The 15028-nt window shown below is 61.6% G+C and carries 14 protein-coding genes; 6 read left to right on the top strand and 8 right to left on the bottom strand.

The window, feature by feature from the left end; all coding sequences use genetic code 11:
- The first annotated feature begins 147 nt into the window (after window positions 1-147).
- Entirely contained in the window at window positions 148-2214 is a 2067-nt protein-coding gene (locus RO009_09455) for a TonB-dependent receptor (protein MDT3685253.1), read from the top strand.
- Window positions 2215-2328: 114 nt separating this feature from the next.
- Here the strand turns inward: RO009_09455 and RO009_09450 are convergent, their stop codons facing one another.
- The 3 genes from RO009_09450 to RO009_09440 are packed head-to-tail and all read right to left on the bottom strand — an operon-like array spanning window position 2329 to window position 5017.
- Window positions 2329-2886: a Smr/MutS family protein gene (locus RO009_09450; GenBank protein ID MDT3685252.1), complete on the bottom strand. Its 558-nt coding sequence runs from the start codon at window positions 2884-2886 to the stop codon at window positions 2329-2331.
- Window positions 2883-4271, bottom strand: a complete 1389-nt coding sequence (locus RO009_09445; GenBank protein MDT3685251.1) for an MltA domain-containing protein — start codon at window positions 4269-4271, stop codon at window positions 2883-2885. The genes RO009_09450 and RO009_09445 overlap by 4 nt, the downstream gene beginning before the upstream one ends.
- 44 nt (window positions 4272-4315) lie before the next feature.
- A complete protein-coding gene (locus RO009_09440) occupies window positions 4316-5017 on the bottom strand; it encodes a Tim44/TimA family putative adaptor protein (GenBank protein ID MDT3685250.1) in 702 nt (233 codons plus the stop codon).
- Window positions 5018-5469: 452 nt separating this feature from the next.
- On the opposite strand from RO009_09440, the gene secB reads away from it, so the two are divergent.
- On the top strand, window positions 5470-5979 hold the full coding sequence (gene secB / locus RO009_09435; GenBank protein MDT3685249.1) for a protein-export chaperone SecB: 510 nt from the start codon (window positions 5470-5472) through the stop codon (window positions 5977-5979).
- Between the two features lie 139 nt (window positions 5980-6118).
- Here the strand turns inward: secB and dnaQ are convergent, their stop codons facing one another.
- From dnaQ to RO009_09415, 4 genes are read right to left on the bottom strand one after another with little or no spacing between them, the layout of a single operon-like run.
- A complete protein-coding gene (dnaQ, locus tag RO009_09430) occupies window positions 6119-6814 on the bottom strand; it encodes a DNA polymerase III subunit epsilon (GenBank protein ID MDT3685248.1) in 696 nt (231 codons plus the stop codon).
- 37 nt (window positions 6815-6851) lie between these two features.
- Window positions 6852-7445: a dephospho-CoA kinase gene (gene coaE / locus RO009_09425; protein MDT3685247.1), complete on the bottom strand. Its 594-nt coding sequence runs from the start codon at window positions 7443-7445 to the stop codon at window positions 6852-6854.
- A gap of 5 nt (window positions 7446-7450) precedes the next feature.
- Window positions 7451-8062, bottom strand: coding sequence for a Maf family protein (locus RO009_09420; protein MDT3685246.1), 612 nt, complete (start codon window positions 8060-8062; stop codon window positions 7451-7453).
- Entirely contained in the window at window positions 8062-8901 is an 840-nt protein-coding gene (locus RO009_09415; protein MDT3685245.1) for a pyruvate, water dikinase regulatory protein, read from the bottom strand. Before RO009_09415 ends, RO009_09420 begins: the two co-directional genes overlap by 1 nt.
- Window positions 8902-9296: 395 nt before the next feature.
- Between RO009_09415 and hemE the strand changes: the two genes are divergently transcribed.
- The 3 genes from hemE to rho all read left to right on the top strand — a co-directional run bounded on the left by hemE (window position 9297) and on the right by rho (window position 12366).
- On the top strand, window positions 9297-10328 hold the full coding sequence (gene hemE / locus RO009_09410) for a uroporphyrinogen decarboxylase (GenBank protein MDT3685244.1): 1032 nt from the start codon (window positions 9297-9299) through the stop codon (window positions 10326-10328).
- Complete coding sequence (hemJ, locus tag RO009_09405) at window positions 10325-10846, top strand: protoporphyrinogen oxidase HemJ (GenBank protein MDT3685243.1); 522 nt, start codon at window positions 10325-10327, stop codon at window positions 10844-10846. Before hemE ends, hemJ begins: the two co-directional genes overlap by 4 nt.
- A 254-nt stretch (window positions 10847-11100) precedes the next feature.
- Window positions 11101-12366 carry a transcription termination factor Rho gene (rho, locus tag RO009_09400; GenBank protein ID MDT3685242.1) on the top strand — a complete coding sequence of 422 codons (1266 nt, stop codon included), beginning with the start codon at window positions 11101-11103 and terminating at the stop codon, window positions 12364-12366.
- A gap of 134 nt (window positions 12367-12500) precedes the next feature.
- On the opposite strand, the gene RO009_09395 is transcribed toward rho, so the two are convergent.
- Window positions 12501-13127, bottom strand: coding sequence for a hypothetical protein (locus tag RO009_09395; protein MDT3685241.1), 627 nt, complete (start codon window positions 13125-13127; stop codon window positions 12501-12503).
- Between RO009_09395 and RO009_09390 the strand changes: the two genes are divergently transcribed.
- Complete coding sequence (locus RO009_09390; GenBank protein ID MDT3685240.1) at window positions 13065-14909, top strand: transporter substrate-binding protein; 1845 nt, start codon at window positions 13065-13067, stop codon at window positions 14907-14909. The genes RO009_09395 and RO009_09390 overlap by 63 nt on opposite strands.
- The last annotated feature ends 119 nt before the right edge of the window (window positions 14910-15028 follow it).

Here is a 15028-nt window from a genome sequence, read left to right as displayed (position 1 = left end):
CGTTCGTTCTCGCCAGGCGATGGCCGCAACACAGGTTGACTCCCGATCCATCCTTAAGTGATATGTTATAATATAACATATCAGGGATTAGCAATGGGATTGCATCGTGGAGTGTGGCTGGCTTCAAAGGCTATATCTTTAGTTCTCTTGAGTTTTCAGACGGTCGCGGCGCAGACACAGCTTCCCGAGATCGTCATCACCGCACCAAGCCCCATTCTGGCGGGACGCTCGCCCGGCCAAATTGCCGGCCTGCAAACAGGGATCCTGCCCGTCGTCGATAACGTCTTCGCGCCGGTCACAGTCATTCCCAACCCGGAGATTTTGAGCAATGGCGCGGCCACGCTCGGCGACGTCATGTTCAGCAAGCCGGGCATCACCTCCTCCACTTACGCTCCCGGCGCCAGCCGGCCGGTGATCCGCGGTCTCGACAATTTCCGGGTGCGTATCCAAGAGAACGGTGTCGGCTCGCATGATCTTTCCGATCTCGGCGAGGATCACGGCGTGCCGATCGATCCGCTCTCCGCCGACCAGATCGAGGTCATTCGCGGACCCGCCACCTTGCGTTACGGTTCGCAGGCGATCGGCGGCGTGGTCAGCGTGACGAACAACCGCATTCCGACCACACCCATCCCTAATGGCTTCAGCGCGCGCTTCCAAGGCGCCGCGACCACGGGCGACGACGGGCGTGAAGGCTCGGGCGTGCTTGAAGCCGGGGCCAGGAATTTTGCGATGCATGTCGACGCGTTTGATCGCCGCCAGTTCGACTACGATATTCCGGGCGGGCAGAAGCAGACAAATTCCTGGGTAAATGCAAAAGGTCAGTCGATGGGTGGCTCGTTCGTGTTCGATCAGGGCTTTCTCGGGATGTCGGTGAGCCGCAATCTGTCCATGTACGGCATCTCCGGCGGCGAGGCGGCGGAGAACGGCACGCGCATCGATCTCGACCAGACCAAGTTCAATGCCCGCGGCGAATTCCATCCCGATTCCGACGTGATCGAAGCGGTGCGCTTCTGGTTCGGCGCGACCAAATATCAGCATGACGAGCAGGCCTTGGTCGACGGCGCGCACCAGATCATGTCGACCTTCAAGAACAAGCAGCAGGAGGCGCGCGTCGAATTGCAGCACGCGCCGGTTGCGGGCTGGAACGGCGCGGTGGGTTTCCAGTACGGCAACCAGAAGGTCGCGACCGACGGCGAAGCGGAGGAATTCCTGCTGCCCGCGCATGCGCAGAACGCCGCCGCCTATCTGTTCGAGCAATACAACATCAATCCCAACCTGAAATTCCAGGCAGCGGGGCGCATCGAACGCGCCACGGTCGACGGCACGGCCGGCCTGTTTACATCCGATTTCCTGCCCGTCGGGCCCGGCGACGAGCCGCTGCTCGATCGCCGCAAACGCAGCTTTCTTCCCGCAAGCGTCAGCGCCGGCCTCATCCAGCAACTGCCGTGGGGCATGGCTGCCAGCCTCACCGGCCAATATGTCGAGCGCGCGCCGACCGCGGCGGAATTGTTCGCCAAGGGCGTGCATGAGGCGACCGGCACCTTCGAGATCGGCAATCCAAATCTCGACAAGGAAAAGGCAACCAGCGTTGAATTCGGCCTGCGCCGCAAGGAAGGCCCGCTGCGTTTCGATGCCACAGCCTATTACACAAAATACAAGGGCTTCATCTTCAAGCAATTCACCGGCAATAGCTGCGGCGAGGAATTCGATTCCTGCGTCGTCGGCGACGGTGAGGAATTGCAGCAGATCGCCTATGCCCGGCGCGATGCGACCTTCAAGGGTGCAGAGGTAGCCGCACAGTTCGACGTGCTTCCGATTGCGGGCGGCATGTTCGGTGTCGAAGGCCAGTATGACGTTGTCGATGCGCGGTTCAGCGACGGCAGCTACGTGCCGCGCATTCCGCCGCAACGCTTGGGCGGCGGCGTGTTCTGGCGACATGAGAACTGGTTCGCACGGGTCCACCTGTTGCAGGCCTATGCGCAGAACAAGATCGCCGCGAATGAAACGCCGACAGCCGGCTACGATCTGCTCAATGCAGAGATCAGCTACACGCAGAAGTTCAAACCGTCGGATTTCGGCGCGCAGGAGTTCGTGTGGGGCGTTGCCGGCAGCAATCTGTTGAATGACGACATCCGCAACCACGTCGCGTTCCGCAAGGACGAGATCCTGCAGCCGGGACGGAATTTTCGCGTGTTTGCGAAAGTGAGGTTTTGAACACTTGTGTCATTGCCGGGCTTCACCCGGCAATCGATCATTCGAGAAAGGTGGATGCGCGGGTCAAAAGGCGTCAACGACGCCGTCTTCGACGGCTATGCCCGCGCATAACCGTTAACTCCGCCGCTTTCGCAGCCGCACATACAGCGCGCCTTCGCCGCCATAGCCGATCGCCGCCTCGTCGAAGCCGACCACATAGTCACGGAATTCCGGCAGCGCGAGCCAGAGCGGCACCTGCCGCCGCAACACGCCGCGCTCGCGGCCATGCTCGCCCCTCACACCCTTGCCGGTGATCACCAGCACCACCTTGCCGCCCTTGGTCTGCGCCGCGCGCAGGAACCGGAGCAGCGCGGCGTGAGCCTCGTTCTGGGTGTAACCATGCAGATCGATGCGGCCGTCGATCTCATGCTTGCCGCGCGCAATCTTCTGCCTGGTGCGGCGGTCGATGGTTGCGAGTGGCGGCGACGCCGCAGCTTTGGGTGATTGCGACGAAATGTCGGCCTTGGCGGCGGGCTTGCGGAGCAGACGCAGCGCCGGCTTGTCGCCGGCCATTTCCGGTGTCGGCTTTGCGGCGCGCTTGCGCAGCGGCTTGACCGAACGCGTGACCGCCTCCCACAACGCATGCTCATCCTCGGAAAGCCGCCGCCCCTTCCGGCCCCCGCCTGAGCTCATGAATCCGGTTTTCCCGAACTGCGTTTCGCCGGCCTCGTCTTGGGCAGCGGAACCGGCGCGGCCGATTTCGCTGAAGCGGCGGATTTGACCTTGCCGTGCGAAACCTTCCCCGCGCTGCCGGCAACCTCATCGTCAGATCGGCTTGCCACCTTGGCCGTTTCATCCCTCGGCTTGGGGTGCGGCAGCGGCACCGAGCGCGCCTGATTGGCAGGATCGAGCTCGTTCGGGACCAGCATCACGAAATGCCCGTAATGCTTGAACCTTCCGGCCGCGCGCGCCGCCTCTTCGCCGGCGCCGAGATAGATGTCCGCGCGCGCCGGGCCGACTATCGCGCCGCCGGTATCCTGGGCGATCATCAAGCGACTGAATCGCGTATCCGGCTTTTCCGACTGGATCGGCAGCGTGACGTCCACGAAAACCGGCATGCCATAAGTGTGCAGCTTGCGGTCGACTGCGATAGAACGCGCCGCTGTCAACGGCATCCCCTGCGCGCCGATCGCCTCCTCATATTCGGAGAGATCGGTTTCGCGGAAAAACACATAGGACCTGTTAAGCCGGCGCAGCTTCTTCCCTTCTTCCGGATTCGCTTCCATGTATTCGCGAATCTTCTGCATCGAAATTTCTTCCTTCGAGACGATCCCGCGCTCGATCAGGAATCGGCCGACGGCCGTGTAGGCATGCCCGTTGCCGGACGCGTAATTCAACCTGATGACGGATCCATCTTCCAGCCGCACGCGCACCGAGCCCTGGATTTCGGCGAAGAAGGCGTCGATGGGATCCTTCAGGTAGACGATTTCAAGATCGCGTCCGGCCAGTGCGCCGTCCTCGATCTGGGCGCGGTCATAAAACGGCGCGGTCCGCTTGACGGTGCGCTTGCCGGCTTTTCCCTTCTTGCCCGACAGACGCAGCCGCTGCGTGATCATGTTGGGCGGCCGACGGTAGAGCGGCACGCTATATTTGTCGCTCGGAAGCCGCGCACCTTCGACGATCGGCTCGTAATACCCGGTGAAAAAGCCGGCCTGCTCCCCGAGCGGCGAGAGACGGACGGCGCGGAAATTTTTCTCGAAAAAAGCGCGCGCACCAGCATCATTTACCGGAACGGCGTCGACCGCGCGGCCGCAGACGTCGTAGAGCGCATTATAGGCCGCGGATCGCGACGCCCGCGCTTTCTGCGTGCTGCGAAGGATGGGCTTGCAGGAAGCAAGGAAGGTTGCGAAGGCCTCGGCGTGATGATCCTTCATCCAGCCGTCGATCTGATGCCAGGCGAGCGGCTCAAACTGGCTGTTGGGAATCTTCAGCGGATTCGGCAGCGTGTGCTTTTTCGCTGCGGCCGATGCCGCGAGCGGGCTTATTGCGATCGCAAGCCCGCAGATCGCGACCTTCAATGATCGCGACGCAGATACACAGGACCGTGACATCCGCGTCCAGATCATTGCCCAGCTTCGGTGGCCACCAGTTTCCAGTTCGGGTCACGCGAGGTGACATCGCGGGCGAAGGTCCAGACGTCGGTAACTTCCGTCACCTTGTCAGGGCTACCGTCGACCACGTTGCCGGATTTGTCGCGCGTTGCGGTAATAAGCTGTGAAATGAAGCGCACGGTCATGTGCGCGGTGTTGCCGCGCAGCTCGGCGCCGGTGATGTCGGCATGGTCCAGCGAGACGAAACGATTCTCGACCGTTTCTCCCTTAGCCTCGCGCTCACGGATGGCCCCGTCAAAGCCCTCATAGACTTCCTTGGACAGCAGGCCCTTCAGGGCCTTGCGGTCGCCGGTGGCGAATGCGCCTACGATCATTTCATAGGCCCCGCGCGCGCCAGCGACGAACTGTTTGGCGTCGAAATTCGGTTCGGCCGCAACGATGGCGTCCAGTCCGGCCGCAACCGGGGTGCCCTGCTCGGCAATGCCCTTCCAGCGTTCCGACGGCTCCAAAGCCTCGATGGTCTTTGGCGTGGTTTCGGCATTTCGCGTGGGCAGTGTGACCACCTTGTCGCCGGCCGAGGCGCGGGCGTCGCGGGCCGAATAGGGGTCATATGGCGGACGCTCCCGCCCGGTCCGCTGTCCCAGCACGCTACGCAGACGCAGGAAAATGAAAATCGCCAGCGCCAGGAATATGATGGTGTAGATATCGAACACGTCGCGCTGCCTCTAGAATTCTGGATGCCGAAAGCGGCGAGCCGCCGGCCCGACCCGCCAAGATGCGAAACCGGGACTCGCCGCCATCAATCTAAGCACGCGATCCCGCTTATCCATAGTTGGTACGGATCAAAAAAACCGCTTGTCGGACATGACATTAGACGATCCGACCGGGGACGCCAACACGGCTGGAAACCTCAAATGCGCCTGATCTCGCTTGATTGCCAGCTTGGCCTGCCTTTGGGGCTTCGGTATGGCGGAGATGGTATCCTGTCCGGCGCCGACCACCCGCGGCTCTGGGCCGTGATTCACCATGCCGACGATTTGCGGTCGGCTCGACGGCTCTTGCACCGACGCTCCGGAGGTGGGCGGCTGCGATCCTTGTTCGCGTCCGGGGGCTGTGTTAGCCACACCGCCAAATGTGACCGGCCTTGCGGCCATAGGATGTGATGATGGCAGATTCCACCAATGGCACCCAGGGTAACGGCGGTGACCAACCGCGCCCGACCGGCGGCGCCGCTCCGCAACTCAATGTTCTCGCGCAATACATCAAGGATTTTTCGTTCGAGAATCCCAACGCGCCGCGTTCGCTGCAGCCCTCGCAGCAGCAGCCATCGATCAATCTCCAGATCAACGTCAACGCCAACACGCTCGCCGGCAACGACGTCGAGGTGGAACTGAAGATCGAGGGCAAGGCGGAAACCCCTGACACCGTGCTGTTTGTCTTCGATCTGGTCTATGCGGGCGTGTTCCGCATTCAGAATGTTCCGCAGAATGACGTGCATCCCATCGTCATGATCGAGTGCCCGCGGCTGCTGTTCCCGTTTGCGCGTGAAATCGTCGCCGCGGCGGTGCGCAATGGCGGCTTCCCGCCACTGATGATCGACCCGATCGATTTTGTCGGCCTCTACCGCCAGAAGATTGCGGAAGCGCAGGCGCAGACCTCGGCGACGCCGAGCTGACGCCTGTTTGCGGCGTTCGTCATTCCGGGATGCGCGTGAAACGCGCGGATCGGAAATCCGGCCCCACGCGCCAGATAGCCGTTGGGTTCAGGGTTCGCGGGCTGACCCCCGCGCGCAATGACGAATGAGGGTTAACAACCTATTCGGCCGGCAGATAATTCTGCCAGATCGCATTCTCTCCCAGCGTCGCGACAAAAGCGCGATGGGCTTCGCGCTCTCCGTCCGTGACCCGGGGCTGGAGCGGCTGCGGCCGGGGCTGCAGCGCCGCCTTCCGGCCGACGCTGATCGCCGCCGTCGTCACATGCGACAGACCAAGCAGCGCCTGCCGCGCTCCGGTCAGCTCGATATAGACTTCCGCAAGCAATTCCGCGTCGAGCAGGGCGCCGTGCTTGGTGCGGCGCGAATTGTCGATCTTGTAGCGGGCGCAGAGGTCGTCCAGCTTGTTCTGCCCGCCGGGATGCTTGCGCCGCGCAAGGATCAGCGTGTCGACAATGCGTTCGCGGCCGATGACCGGTCTCGGCACCCGGCCCAGCTCGGCATTGATGAAGCCGAGATCGAAATAGCCGTTATGCGCAACCAGCGGCGCATCGCCGATGAAGTCGAGAAACTCGTCCGCCACCGCGGTGAAAAGCGGATGCTCTTTCAGAAACTCCGCCGACAAGCCGTGCACAGCGAATGCCTCCTGCGGCATGTCGCGTTCCGGATTGAGATAGCGGTGGAACGTATTGCCGGTCGGAATGCGGTTGAGCAATTCGATGCAGCCGATCTCGACCAGGCGATGCCCCTGCACCGGATCGAGGCCCGTGGTCTCGGTGTCGAAAACGATCTCGCGCATGGCTTATTGTGGAAACCCCGTTCGTCCGGCGATAGAATCAGCGTTTCGACATATTAGCAATCCGCGCCAGGATTTGCCGCACCTGCGTCCGCGCGTGCTCGATGCCCTGCCCGCTATCCACGATGAAGTCGGCGCGCCGCCGCTTTTCCGCGTCGGGCATCTGCTTGGCGAGAAGAGCATCAAGCTTCTCGGCGCTCATGCCTGGCCGCTCCAACACGCGGGCACGCTGCACATCCGCCGGCGCCGTCACCACCACCGTCGCATCGACGCGCGTATCCCCGCCGGTTTCAAAAAGCAGCGGGATGTCGAGCACCACGACCTTGGTATCGCGCGCCTTGGCCTCCGCCAGAAATCGCTCCTCGGCCTGGCGTACCAGGGGATGCACAATCGCTTCCAGCCGCCTGAGCGCAGCCGCATCGCCGACCACGCGCCGGCCGAGCTGCTCACGATCCACGCGCCCGGCCTGGGTGGTCCCCGGAAACGCCGTCTCGATCAGCGGCACCGCCTCACCTTCATAAAGCTTATGCACGACGGCATCCGCGTCATGGACCGGCACGCCTTCCTCCGCGAACAGGCGTGCGGTCGTGGTTTTCCCCATGCCGATCGATCCGGTCAGGCCCAGGATGAACATCTTGTCTACCCGGCCAGAAAGCCCAGACGCCGCAGCGCGTCGAGCAATGGCAACAGCGGCATGCCGAGAATCGTGAAGTGGTCGCCCTCGACCCGTTCAAACAGGTGGATGCCGGTGCGTTCGAGCTGATAGCCACCGACGCTTTCCGTCACCGTAGCGTCGGCCGCTTCAAGATAGATTTCGAGAAATGCATCCGAGACCGCACGCATTTTCAGGCTCGCGGCCTCTTCATGCTGAAACAGGAGTTCGCCGTCCCTGATCAGCGCGACGGCTGAATACAATGTATGCGTCTTCCCGCGCAGTGCCCGCAGTTGCGCCCGCGCGTCGTCGATATCGGCAGGCTTGCTGAAACGTTGCGTGCCCATCGCCAATGTCTGGTCGGCGCCGATCACAAGCCGTTCTGGCATGCGGGCCGCGACGGCTTTCGCCTTCTCCTGCGCGAGATGCAGCGCGATGTCGCCGGCGCTCTTAGTATCGTGAAGCGTTTCCTCGACGGCCCGCTCGTCGATATCCGCAGGGGTCGCCTCAACGGGAATGCCTGCCGCGACCAGCATATGGCGTCGCGCCAGACTCTTGGACGCCAGCACCAATGGATGCGGTGAACGCCAGAGCGGCATCAGAATGCCGGCTGCCGGCGGCGTTCCGCCAGCAATTGCAAGACAGCCGCGGCGGTCTCCTCAATCGAGCGGCGGGTCACGTCGATCGATGGCCAGTTATGTCTGGCGCAGAGTTTACGCGAATAGGTCACTTCTCCAGCCACCGCCTGCTTGTCGATATACTGAGTGTCATCGCGATGTGCATGCAGCCCCAAAAGACGGTTCTGCCGAATCTGCACAATGCGCTCCGGGCTGGCATAGAGACCGACAACCAGCGGCTTGGTCAATATCTCAACCGTGGGCGGCAGCGGCACGCCCGGCACCAGGGGCACATTGGCGGTCTTGATGCCCCGATTGGCGAGATAGATGGATGTCGGCGTCTTGGACGTGCGCGACACACCCACCAGCACCACATCGGCATTTTCCAGGTCTTCGGTGTGCTGGCCGTCGTCATGCAGCATTGTGTAATTCAATGCATCGATCCGCTTGAAATACTCGGCATTCAGGGTGTGCTGGGCGCCGACCCGGTGGATGTAGGCGGCCCCGAGATAGGATTGAAACACCCGCAAGACCGGCCCGAGAATGGAGCGGCAGGGCAAGCTGAGCTCGTTGCATTTTGCTTCCAACCGCTCGATCAGAACTTCGTCGAGCAGTGTGTAAAGGACGATTCCGGGCGATTCCTCGATTTCCGCAAGCACCCGGTCAAGCTGCTTCTGCGTGCGCACCAGCGGATAGACGTGCTCGATCGGCGTCACATTGGAATATTGCGCCGCCGCCGCATGCGCCACGGTCGTCAACGTTTCCCCGGTCGAATCCGAGATCAGATGCAGATGAAAGTAGCTCGGGCCGGGCTCGGACATGGTTGATCGAAAGAGGGTTTTACACGGGACGGCATGTGGACGCCTGGGGAGGAGGCCACGCCTTGGCGGCCAGTGCAAGCTTGCCTGGATGAAATGGCCATCAGCCGTCCACACAGACGCCCGCCGGGACAATAAAAGCACGTCCTGGCAAATTGCGGGCTCTAACCCGGAGCTCACAGGACAGAATGTGAGTACAGCGCCCGCCACAGCCCGTTTACTGGCAATTGAAGCGATCCCAAAAAGACGCCGTACGGGGGTGGTAACATTGGGGATATGTGTGCAAAGACGGCGCGGGTTGTGGATGCAATTGTGCGAGTCCAATCCACCGCCATAAAGACTCTACAATCTTTAAGAATCTAGATGATATTTGAAGACAAGCCGTGGCCACCGTTCCTGTGAAAAAACCTCTGCTCGATGTTCTGCGCGGCTTTCGGCAATCGATTCCTCCGATCTGGATGATGCGCCAGGCCGGGCGCTACCTCCCCGAATATCGCGCTGTCCGCAGCAAGGCCGGTTCGTTTCTCGATCTGTGTTTCTCGCCTCACCTAGCCGCCGAGGTAACGCTGCAGCCCGTCAGAAGGTTCGGCTTCGACGGTGCAATTTTGTTTTCCGATATCCTGGTTATTCCGCATGCGCTCGGACGGAAAGTGGATTTTGTCACTGGTGAAGGACCGAAACTTGATCCGATAAATGATCCGACTTCGATCGATGCGATCAGAAAAGAGGTCGATCACGCCGCTCTTGCGCCCGTCTATGAAACGATCAGGCGCGTGAAGGCAGAGCTGCCCGCCGGAGTGACGTTTCTCGGCTTCTGTGGCGCGCCCTGGACGGTTGCGACCTATATGATTGCGGGTCATGGCACGCCTGATCAGGCGCCGGCGCGGCTTTTCGCTTACGCCCACCCCGAGGCGTTTGCCGATCTGATCGACCTTCTGGTGAAGGCATCGGCGTCCTATCTCGTGCAGCAGCTTCGCGCTGGCGTCGACGCGGTGCAGATTTTTGATACCTGGGCGGGCATTTTGCCGCCCGATCAGTTTGTGCGCTGGTCGATCGAGCCGACCGCCAGAATCATTGCAGCGGTGCGGAAGGAGATTCCCGATGCCAGGATCATCGGATTTCCGCGCGGTGCCGGAACGATGCTCGAGCGCTATGCCAGAGACTTGCCGCTGAATGCCGTCGGACTTGACTGGATGATTGACAAGGATTTTGCGCGTGAGCGCATCCAAAGCCATGTCGCGGTGCAGGGCAATCTCGATCCGCTGGTGCTGATCTCCGGCGGCGAAGCGCTGGATGCCGCGGTCGATTCCGTGCTGGATGCGTTTGCGCCCAAGCCTTTCATTTTCAATCTCGGTCACGGCATCACGCCGGAAACCCCGATCGCGCATGTGGAGCGCATGATCAGCCGGGTGCGCAGGGGAGGATCATGAGCAAAGCAGGCAAGACGCCGCTTGTGCGCGCCATTGCCGGACTTGTTATCGTCGCGGCGATCTTCGCAGCGCTCGTCTACTGGAATCCGGATTGGCTCTATCTCTGGATGAAGGCGGCGCATGTGATTGCGATCATCGCCTGGATGGCGGGGATGCTCTATCTGCCACGCCTGTTCGTCTATCACTGCGAGGCGGAGCCTGGGTCGAAACAGTCGGAAACCTTCAAGCTGATGGAGGGCCGGCTGATGAATGTCATCATCAACCCGGCAATGACCCTGGCCTGGGCGCTCGGGCTGTGGCTGGCCTGGACCGGCGGGTTTTTCACCTCGGGCTGGTTTCACGCGAAACTGCTCCTGGTCATTGCGCTGTCGGCCCTGCATGGCTTGCTCAGCCGCTGCGTGCGCGACTTCGCCGCCGACCGCAATCGGCGAACCCAGAAATTCTACCGCATCATCAATGAGATACCCGCGGCTTTGATGGTCGGGATCGTGATCCTGGTGATCGTGAAGCCGTTCTGAACAGGAAAGATTGGCGGCGCTGGATATTGTTCTCTTGCGGAATGGCAAGGTCGTCAGTATCTTATCGCCATTCCCCCGAACGCAGGCGGATGCAGCGAGACTCGATCCGTATCCCCGGATGGCGTCGGCATCGGGCCGGGGGAGCCTACTCTCCACAGCCAAAAGACCTGCAAATTCAACTTCTTCCTCTCTGATCCGCTGTCGCCCGCAATCCCACTCAGCGCCACCGGATTTTCCAACAGGACTATCCCCCTATGCGGGAAGTGAAACTACAAGACCTCAAATCCAAGACCCCCGTTGAACTCCTTGCCTTTGCGGAGGAACACGAGATCGAGAACGCCAGCACCCTGCGCAAGCAGGAGCTGATGTTCGCGATCCTCAAGCAGCTCGCCAGTAAGGAAATCGACATCATCGGCGAAGGCGTCGTCGAAGTGCTCTCCGACGGCTTCGGCTTCCTGCGCTCGCCGGAAGCGAACTATCTGCCCGGCCCCGACGACATCTATGTCTCGCCCTCGCAGATCCGCCGCTTCGGCCTGCGCACTGGCGACACCATTGAAGGTCATATCCGTTCGCCGAAGGAAGGCGAGCGCTATTTCGCGCTGCTCAAGGTCAACACGATCAACTTCGAAGACCCTGACAAGGCGCGCCACAAGATCAACTTCGATAACCTGACGCCGCTCTACCCAAATGAGCGGCTGAAGATGGAGTATGAGGACCCGACCAAGAAAGATCTCTCGGCCCGGGTCATCGACATCGTTTCCCCTATCGGCAAGGGCCAGCGTGCGCTGATCGTCTCTCCGCCACGCACCGGCAAAACCGTGCTGATGCAGAACATCGCGCACTCGATAACCGCCAATCATCCGGAATGCTATCTGATCGTGCTGCTGATCGACGAGCGCCCGGAAGAAGTCACCGACATGCAGCGTTCGGTGAAGGGTGAGGTAGTCTCCTCGACCTTCGACGAGCCGGCCTCGCGCCACGTGCAGGTCGCCGAGATGGTGATCGAGAAGGCCAAGCGCCTGGTCGAGCACGGACGCGATGTCGTGATCCTGCTCGATTCGATCACGCGCCTCGGCCGCGCCTACAACACTGTCGTGCCGTCCTCCGGCAAGGTGCTGACCGGCGGTGTTGATGCCAACGCCTTGCAGCGGCCGAAGCGCTTCTTCGGCGCCGCCCGCAACATCGAGGAAGGCGGCTCGCTGACCATCATCGCGACCGCGCTGATTGATACCGGCTCGCGTATGGACGAAGTGATCTTCGAAGAGTTCAAGGGCACCGGCAACTCGGAAATCATTCTCGACCGCAAGGTGGCCGACAAGCGCACCTTCCCGGCGATCGACATCACCCGCTCCGGCACCCGCAAGGAAGAGCTGCTCACTCCGCCCGATCAGCTCAAGAAGATGTATGTCCTGCGCCGCATCCTCAATCCGATGGGCACCATGGACGCCATTGACTTCCTGCTCGACAAGCTTCGCAACACCAAGAACAACGCGGAGTTCTTCGAGTCGATGAACACATAAGACCGTTTGGCGATACGCAGGTTTGCAGAGGTCGGGGCGGTGCTCCGGCCTTTGTTTTTTGTCGGTATGAAGCGAACACGGCAAGCGCCTAAAATTTGGGCGCCCGTGCAAATTATTGGTGCCGCTTCAGCGGCTTATTTGAAAGTTTTTGGCAACCGATGGCATGCGAAGCAATGCGAGCGGGGGACCTTGGCACGGCGCCAGAATGGGTTTCCGCGCGCACGGCCATGAAAGTAAAGCGACGAAGACCGGCCCTCTGGGTTACCATCCCGGCATTTGCGATCGCCGCCGCCGCCGGTTTCCTGGGGACACAGGGTGGCATCAAACTGGCTCTGATCATGGCCCTGGGCGGCGCCCTGGCGCTTGGTTTTCTGGTCGAATATAGGCTCTCCGCAATCGTCACCACCCTGCTGCGAATCGCACGCGGCGACCGCTACGCAAACGTGCCGCAGGTCGGCGACGGGGCGGTTCAGCTTTTCACCGATGCTGCCGAGGCTATGCGTGCCGCGCTTGTCGATGCTGATGCAGTCACGGTCGATCGTGATCGGCGCGTAACCGAATCGAAATTGCATCACGCAGGCCGGGTTTTCATTACCCGGCGGTTTCAGCGCGCCGTCGGTGATGTTGTGCATGCATTCACCCAAGCCGATGTACGCATCCGCGTAACCGCGAGTGAGCTTGCGACGCGCAATGAAGACATGTCGGAGCGGGTGGCCAGCGCCGCCCGATCGGCCGAAGCGGCGGCCGACAATGCCGCGCATGTTGCTGCTGCGGCGCAGGGCGTGCGGGAGATTGTGTCGGATTCAGGCGATCATGTCGCCGCCGCGCGCAAGGCGACCGAACGCACAATCGAGGAACTCCGGCGTGCCGACGAAGCCGTCCGCAGCCTGTCGGACGCGGCGCAGAAGATCGATGCCGTCATTAATCTGATTCAAAAGATCGCCGGGCAAACCTCTTTGCTGTCGCTGAACGCCACGATCGAAGCGGCCCGCGCCGGCGAGGCCGGCCGCGGCTTTGCCGTGGTGGCCGGCGAAGTGAAGGAACTGGCGCAGCAGACGGCCTATGCCACGGGCCAGGTGCGCGAGCAGATTCACGGGATTCAGACCGCCGTACAGCAAACGGCTGCCGCCATCGCCGCCGTCTCGCAAAGCGTCAATGCCACGAGCGTCGTCAATCGCGACCTCAATGCCATGCTTGAGCGGCAGATTGCCGAGCTCGATCATATCGGTGACGACGCGGCGGGCGTTGCCACCACGGTGAGCCGCGCCATTCCCGACATTCAAACCGCCATTGCCGATGTCGCGCAGGCTGGCGCGGAGGTCCTGGCGACGGCCGAGGAACTGGCCGGCCGCTCGCAATCGCTGGTGGCTTCGGTGAAACGGTATTTTGCTGACCTCGATCACGATGCGATCAAGATCGGCATTCTGCATTCGCTGTCCGGCACGCTAACTGCCAGCGAACGGCCGCTGCAGCAGGTGCTGGTGATGCTGATCGAGCAGCTGAACAATGCCGGCGGCCTGCTGGGACGGCCGGTAGAAGCGGTCATCCTGGACCCGGGCTCGAAGGCGGAAAACTATGCCGAACTGGCCAGCACCATGTTCAAGCAACATGGCGTTGCAGCCATTTTCGGTTGCTGGACCTCGGCGTCGCGCAAGTGCGTCATCCCGGTGGTCGAGCGCGAGAATGGCCTGCTGTTTTATCCAAGCCAGTATGAAGGCGAAGAGGAATCCGCAAACGTTTATTACCTCGGCGCCACGCCGCACCAGCAGGCGCTGCCGGCAATCGATTATCTGCTGGCGCAAGGGCGCAAGAAGTTCTGTTTGGTCGGCACCGACTATGTTTATCCGCACACGACCAATGCGATCATCAAGGGCTACCTGGCCCTACGTGGAATCAAGGCTGACGCGGTTGCGGAATTTTTTGGTGAGAAGTTCTGGCGCGAGACGGTAAGCAGGATGCGTCGCTTCGGCGCGCGCACGGACGCGGCAATCATTTCCACCATCAGCGGTGATTCCAACGTCCACTTTTTCCGCGAATTCGCGCAGCAAGGCATTCGTGCTGCTCACTTGCCGGTGATGACGCTTTCCATCGGCGAGGCTGAATTGCCGGCGCTGGCCGGATTGGACATCGAGGGACATCTGGCGGCTTGGAGTTATCTGGGCGCAATCGAGGGCGCAGCTAACCACGCTTTCCTCGGCCAGTGGCGCAGCTTCACGGGCAATCAAGCCGCGGTCGCCAATGATCCAATGGAATCGACGCTGATTGGTTTCCGGCTGTGGGCGCAGGCGGTGGCAAAGGCGGGAAGCACCGAGGTCGACGCGGTCCGTGCGTGGCTGGCCGGGCTGACGTTTGAAGCGCCGAGCGGCTTTGTCGTGCGCATGGATGAACGCAATCATCACTTGCATAAGCCGGCCTTCATTGGCCGCATCACCGCGAACGGTGAGATCCTGCCGGTGTGGAATAGTGGCGGCCTCGTGCCGCCGGAGCCGTGGAGCCAGTGGCAGGGCACTTCCAAGGGCAGGCTTTTCGCAGAGGCGTCCTAGCGCATCGTCTCGCGGACGGCCATCAGCACGGTCCCCTATTTCACCGCGCTGGCGCATTGGCCTGCCTATGGTCATTGGACCGCCGTCCGTTGGACCAGCAGGCGCGGTTTGACGAACTG

This window comes from Pseudorhodoplanes sp., assembly GCA_032027085.1.
GTDB lineage: Bacteria > Pseudomonadota > Alphaproteobacteria > Rhizobiales > Xanthobacteraceae > Pseudorhodoplanes.
The sequence above is the reverse complement of the archived record's forward strand: the minus strand, read 5'-3'. Positions and strand labels throughout refer to the sequence as shown.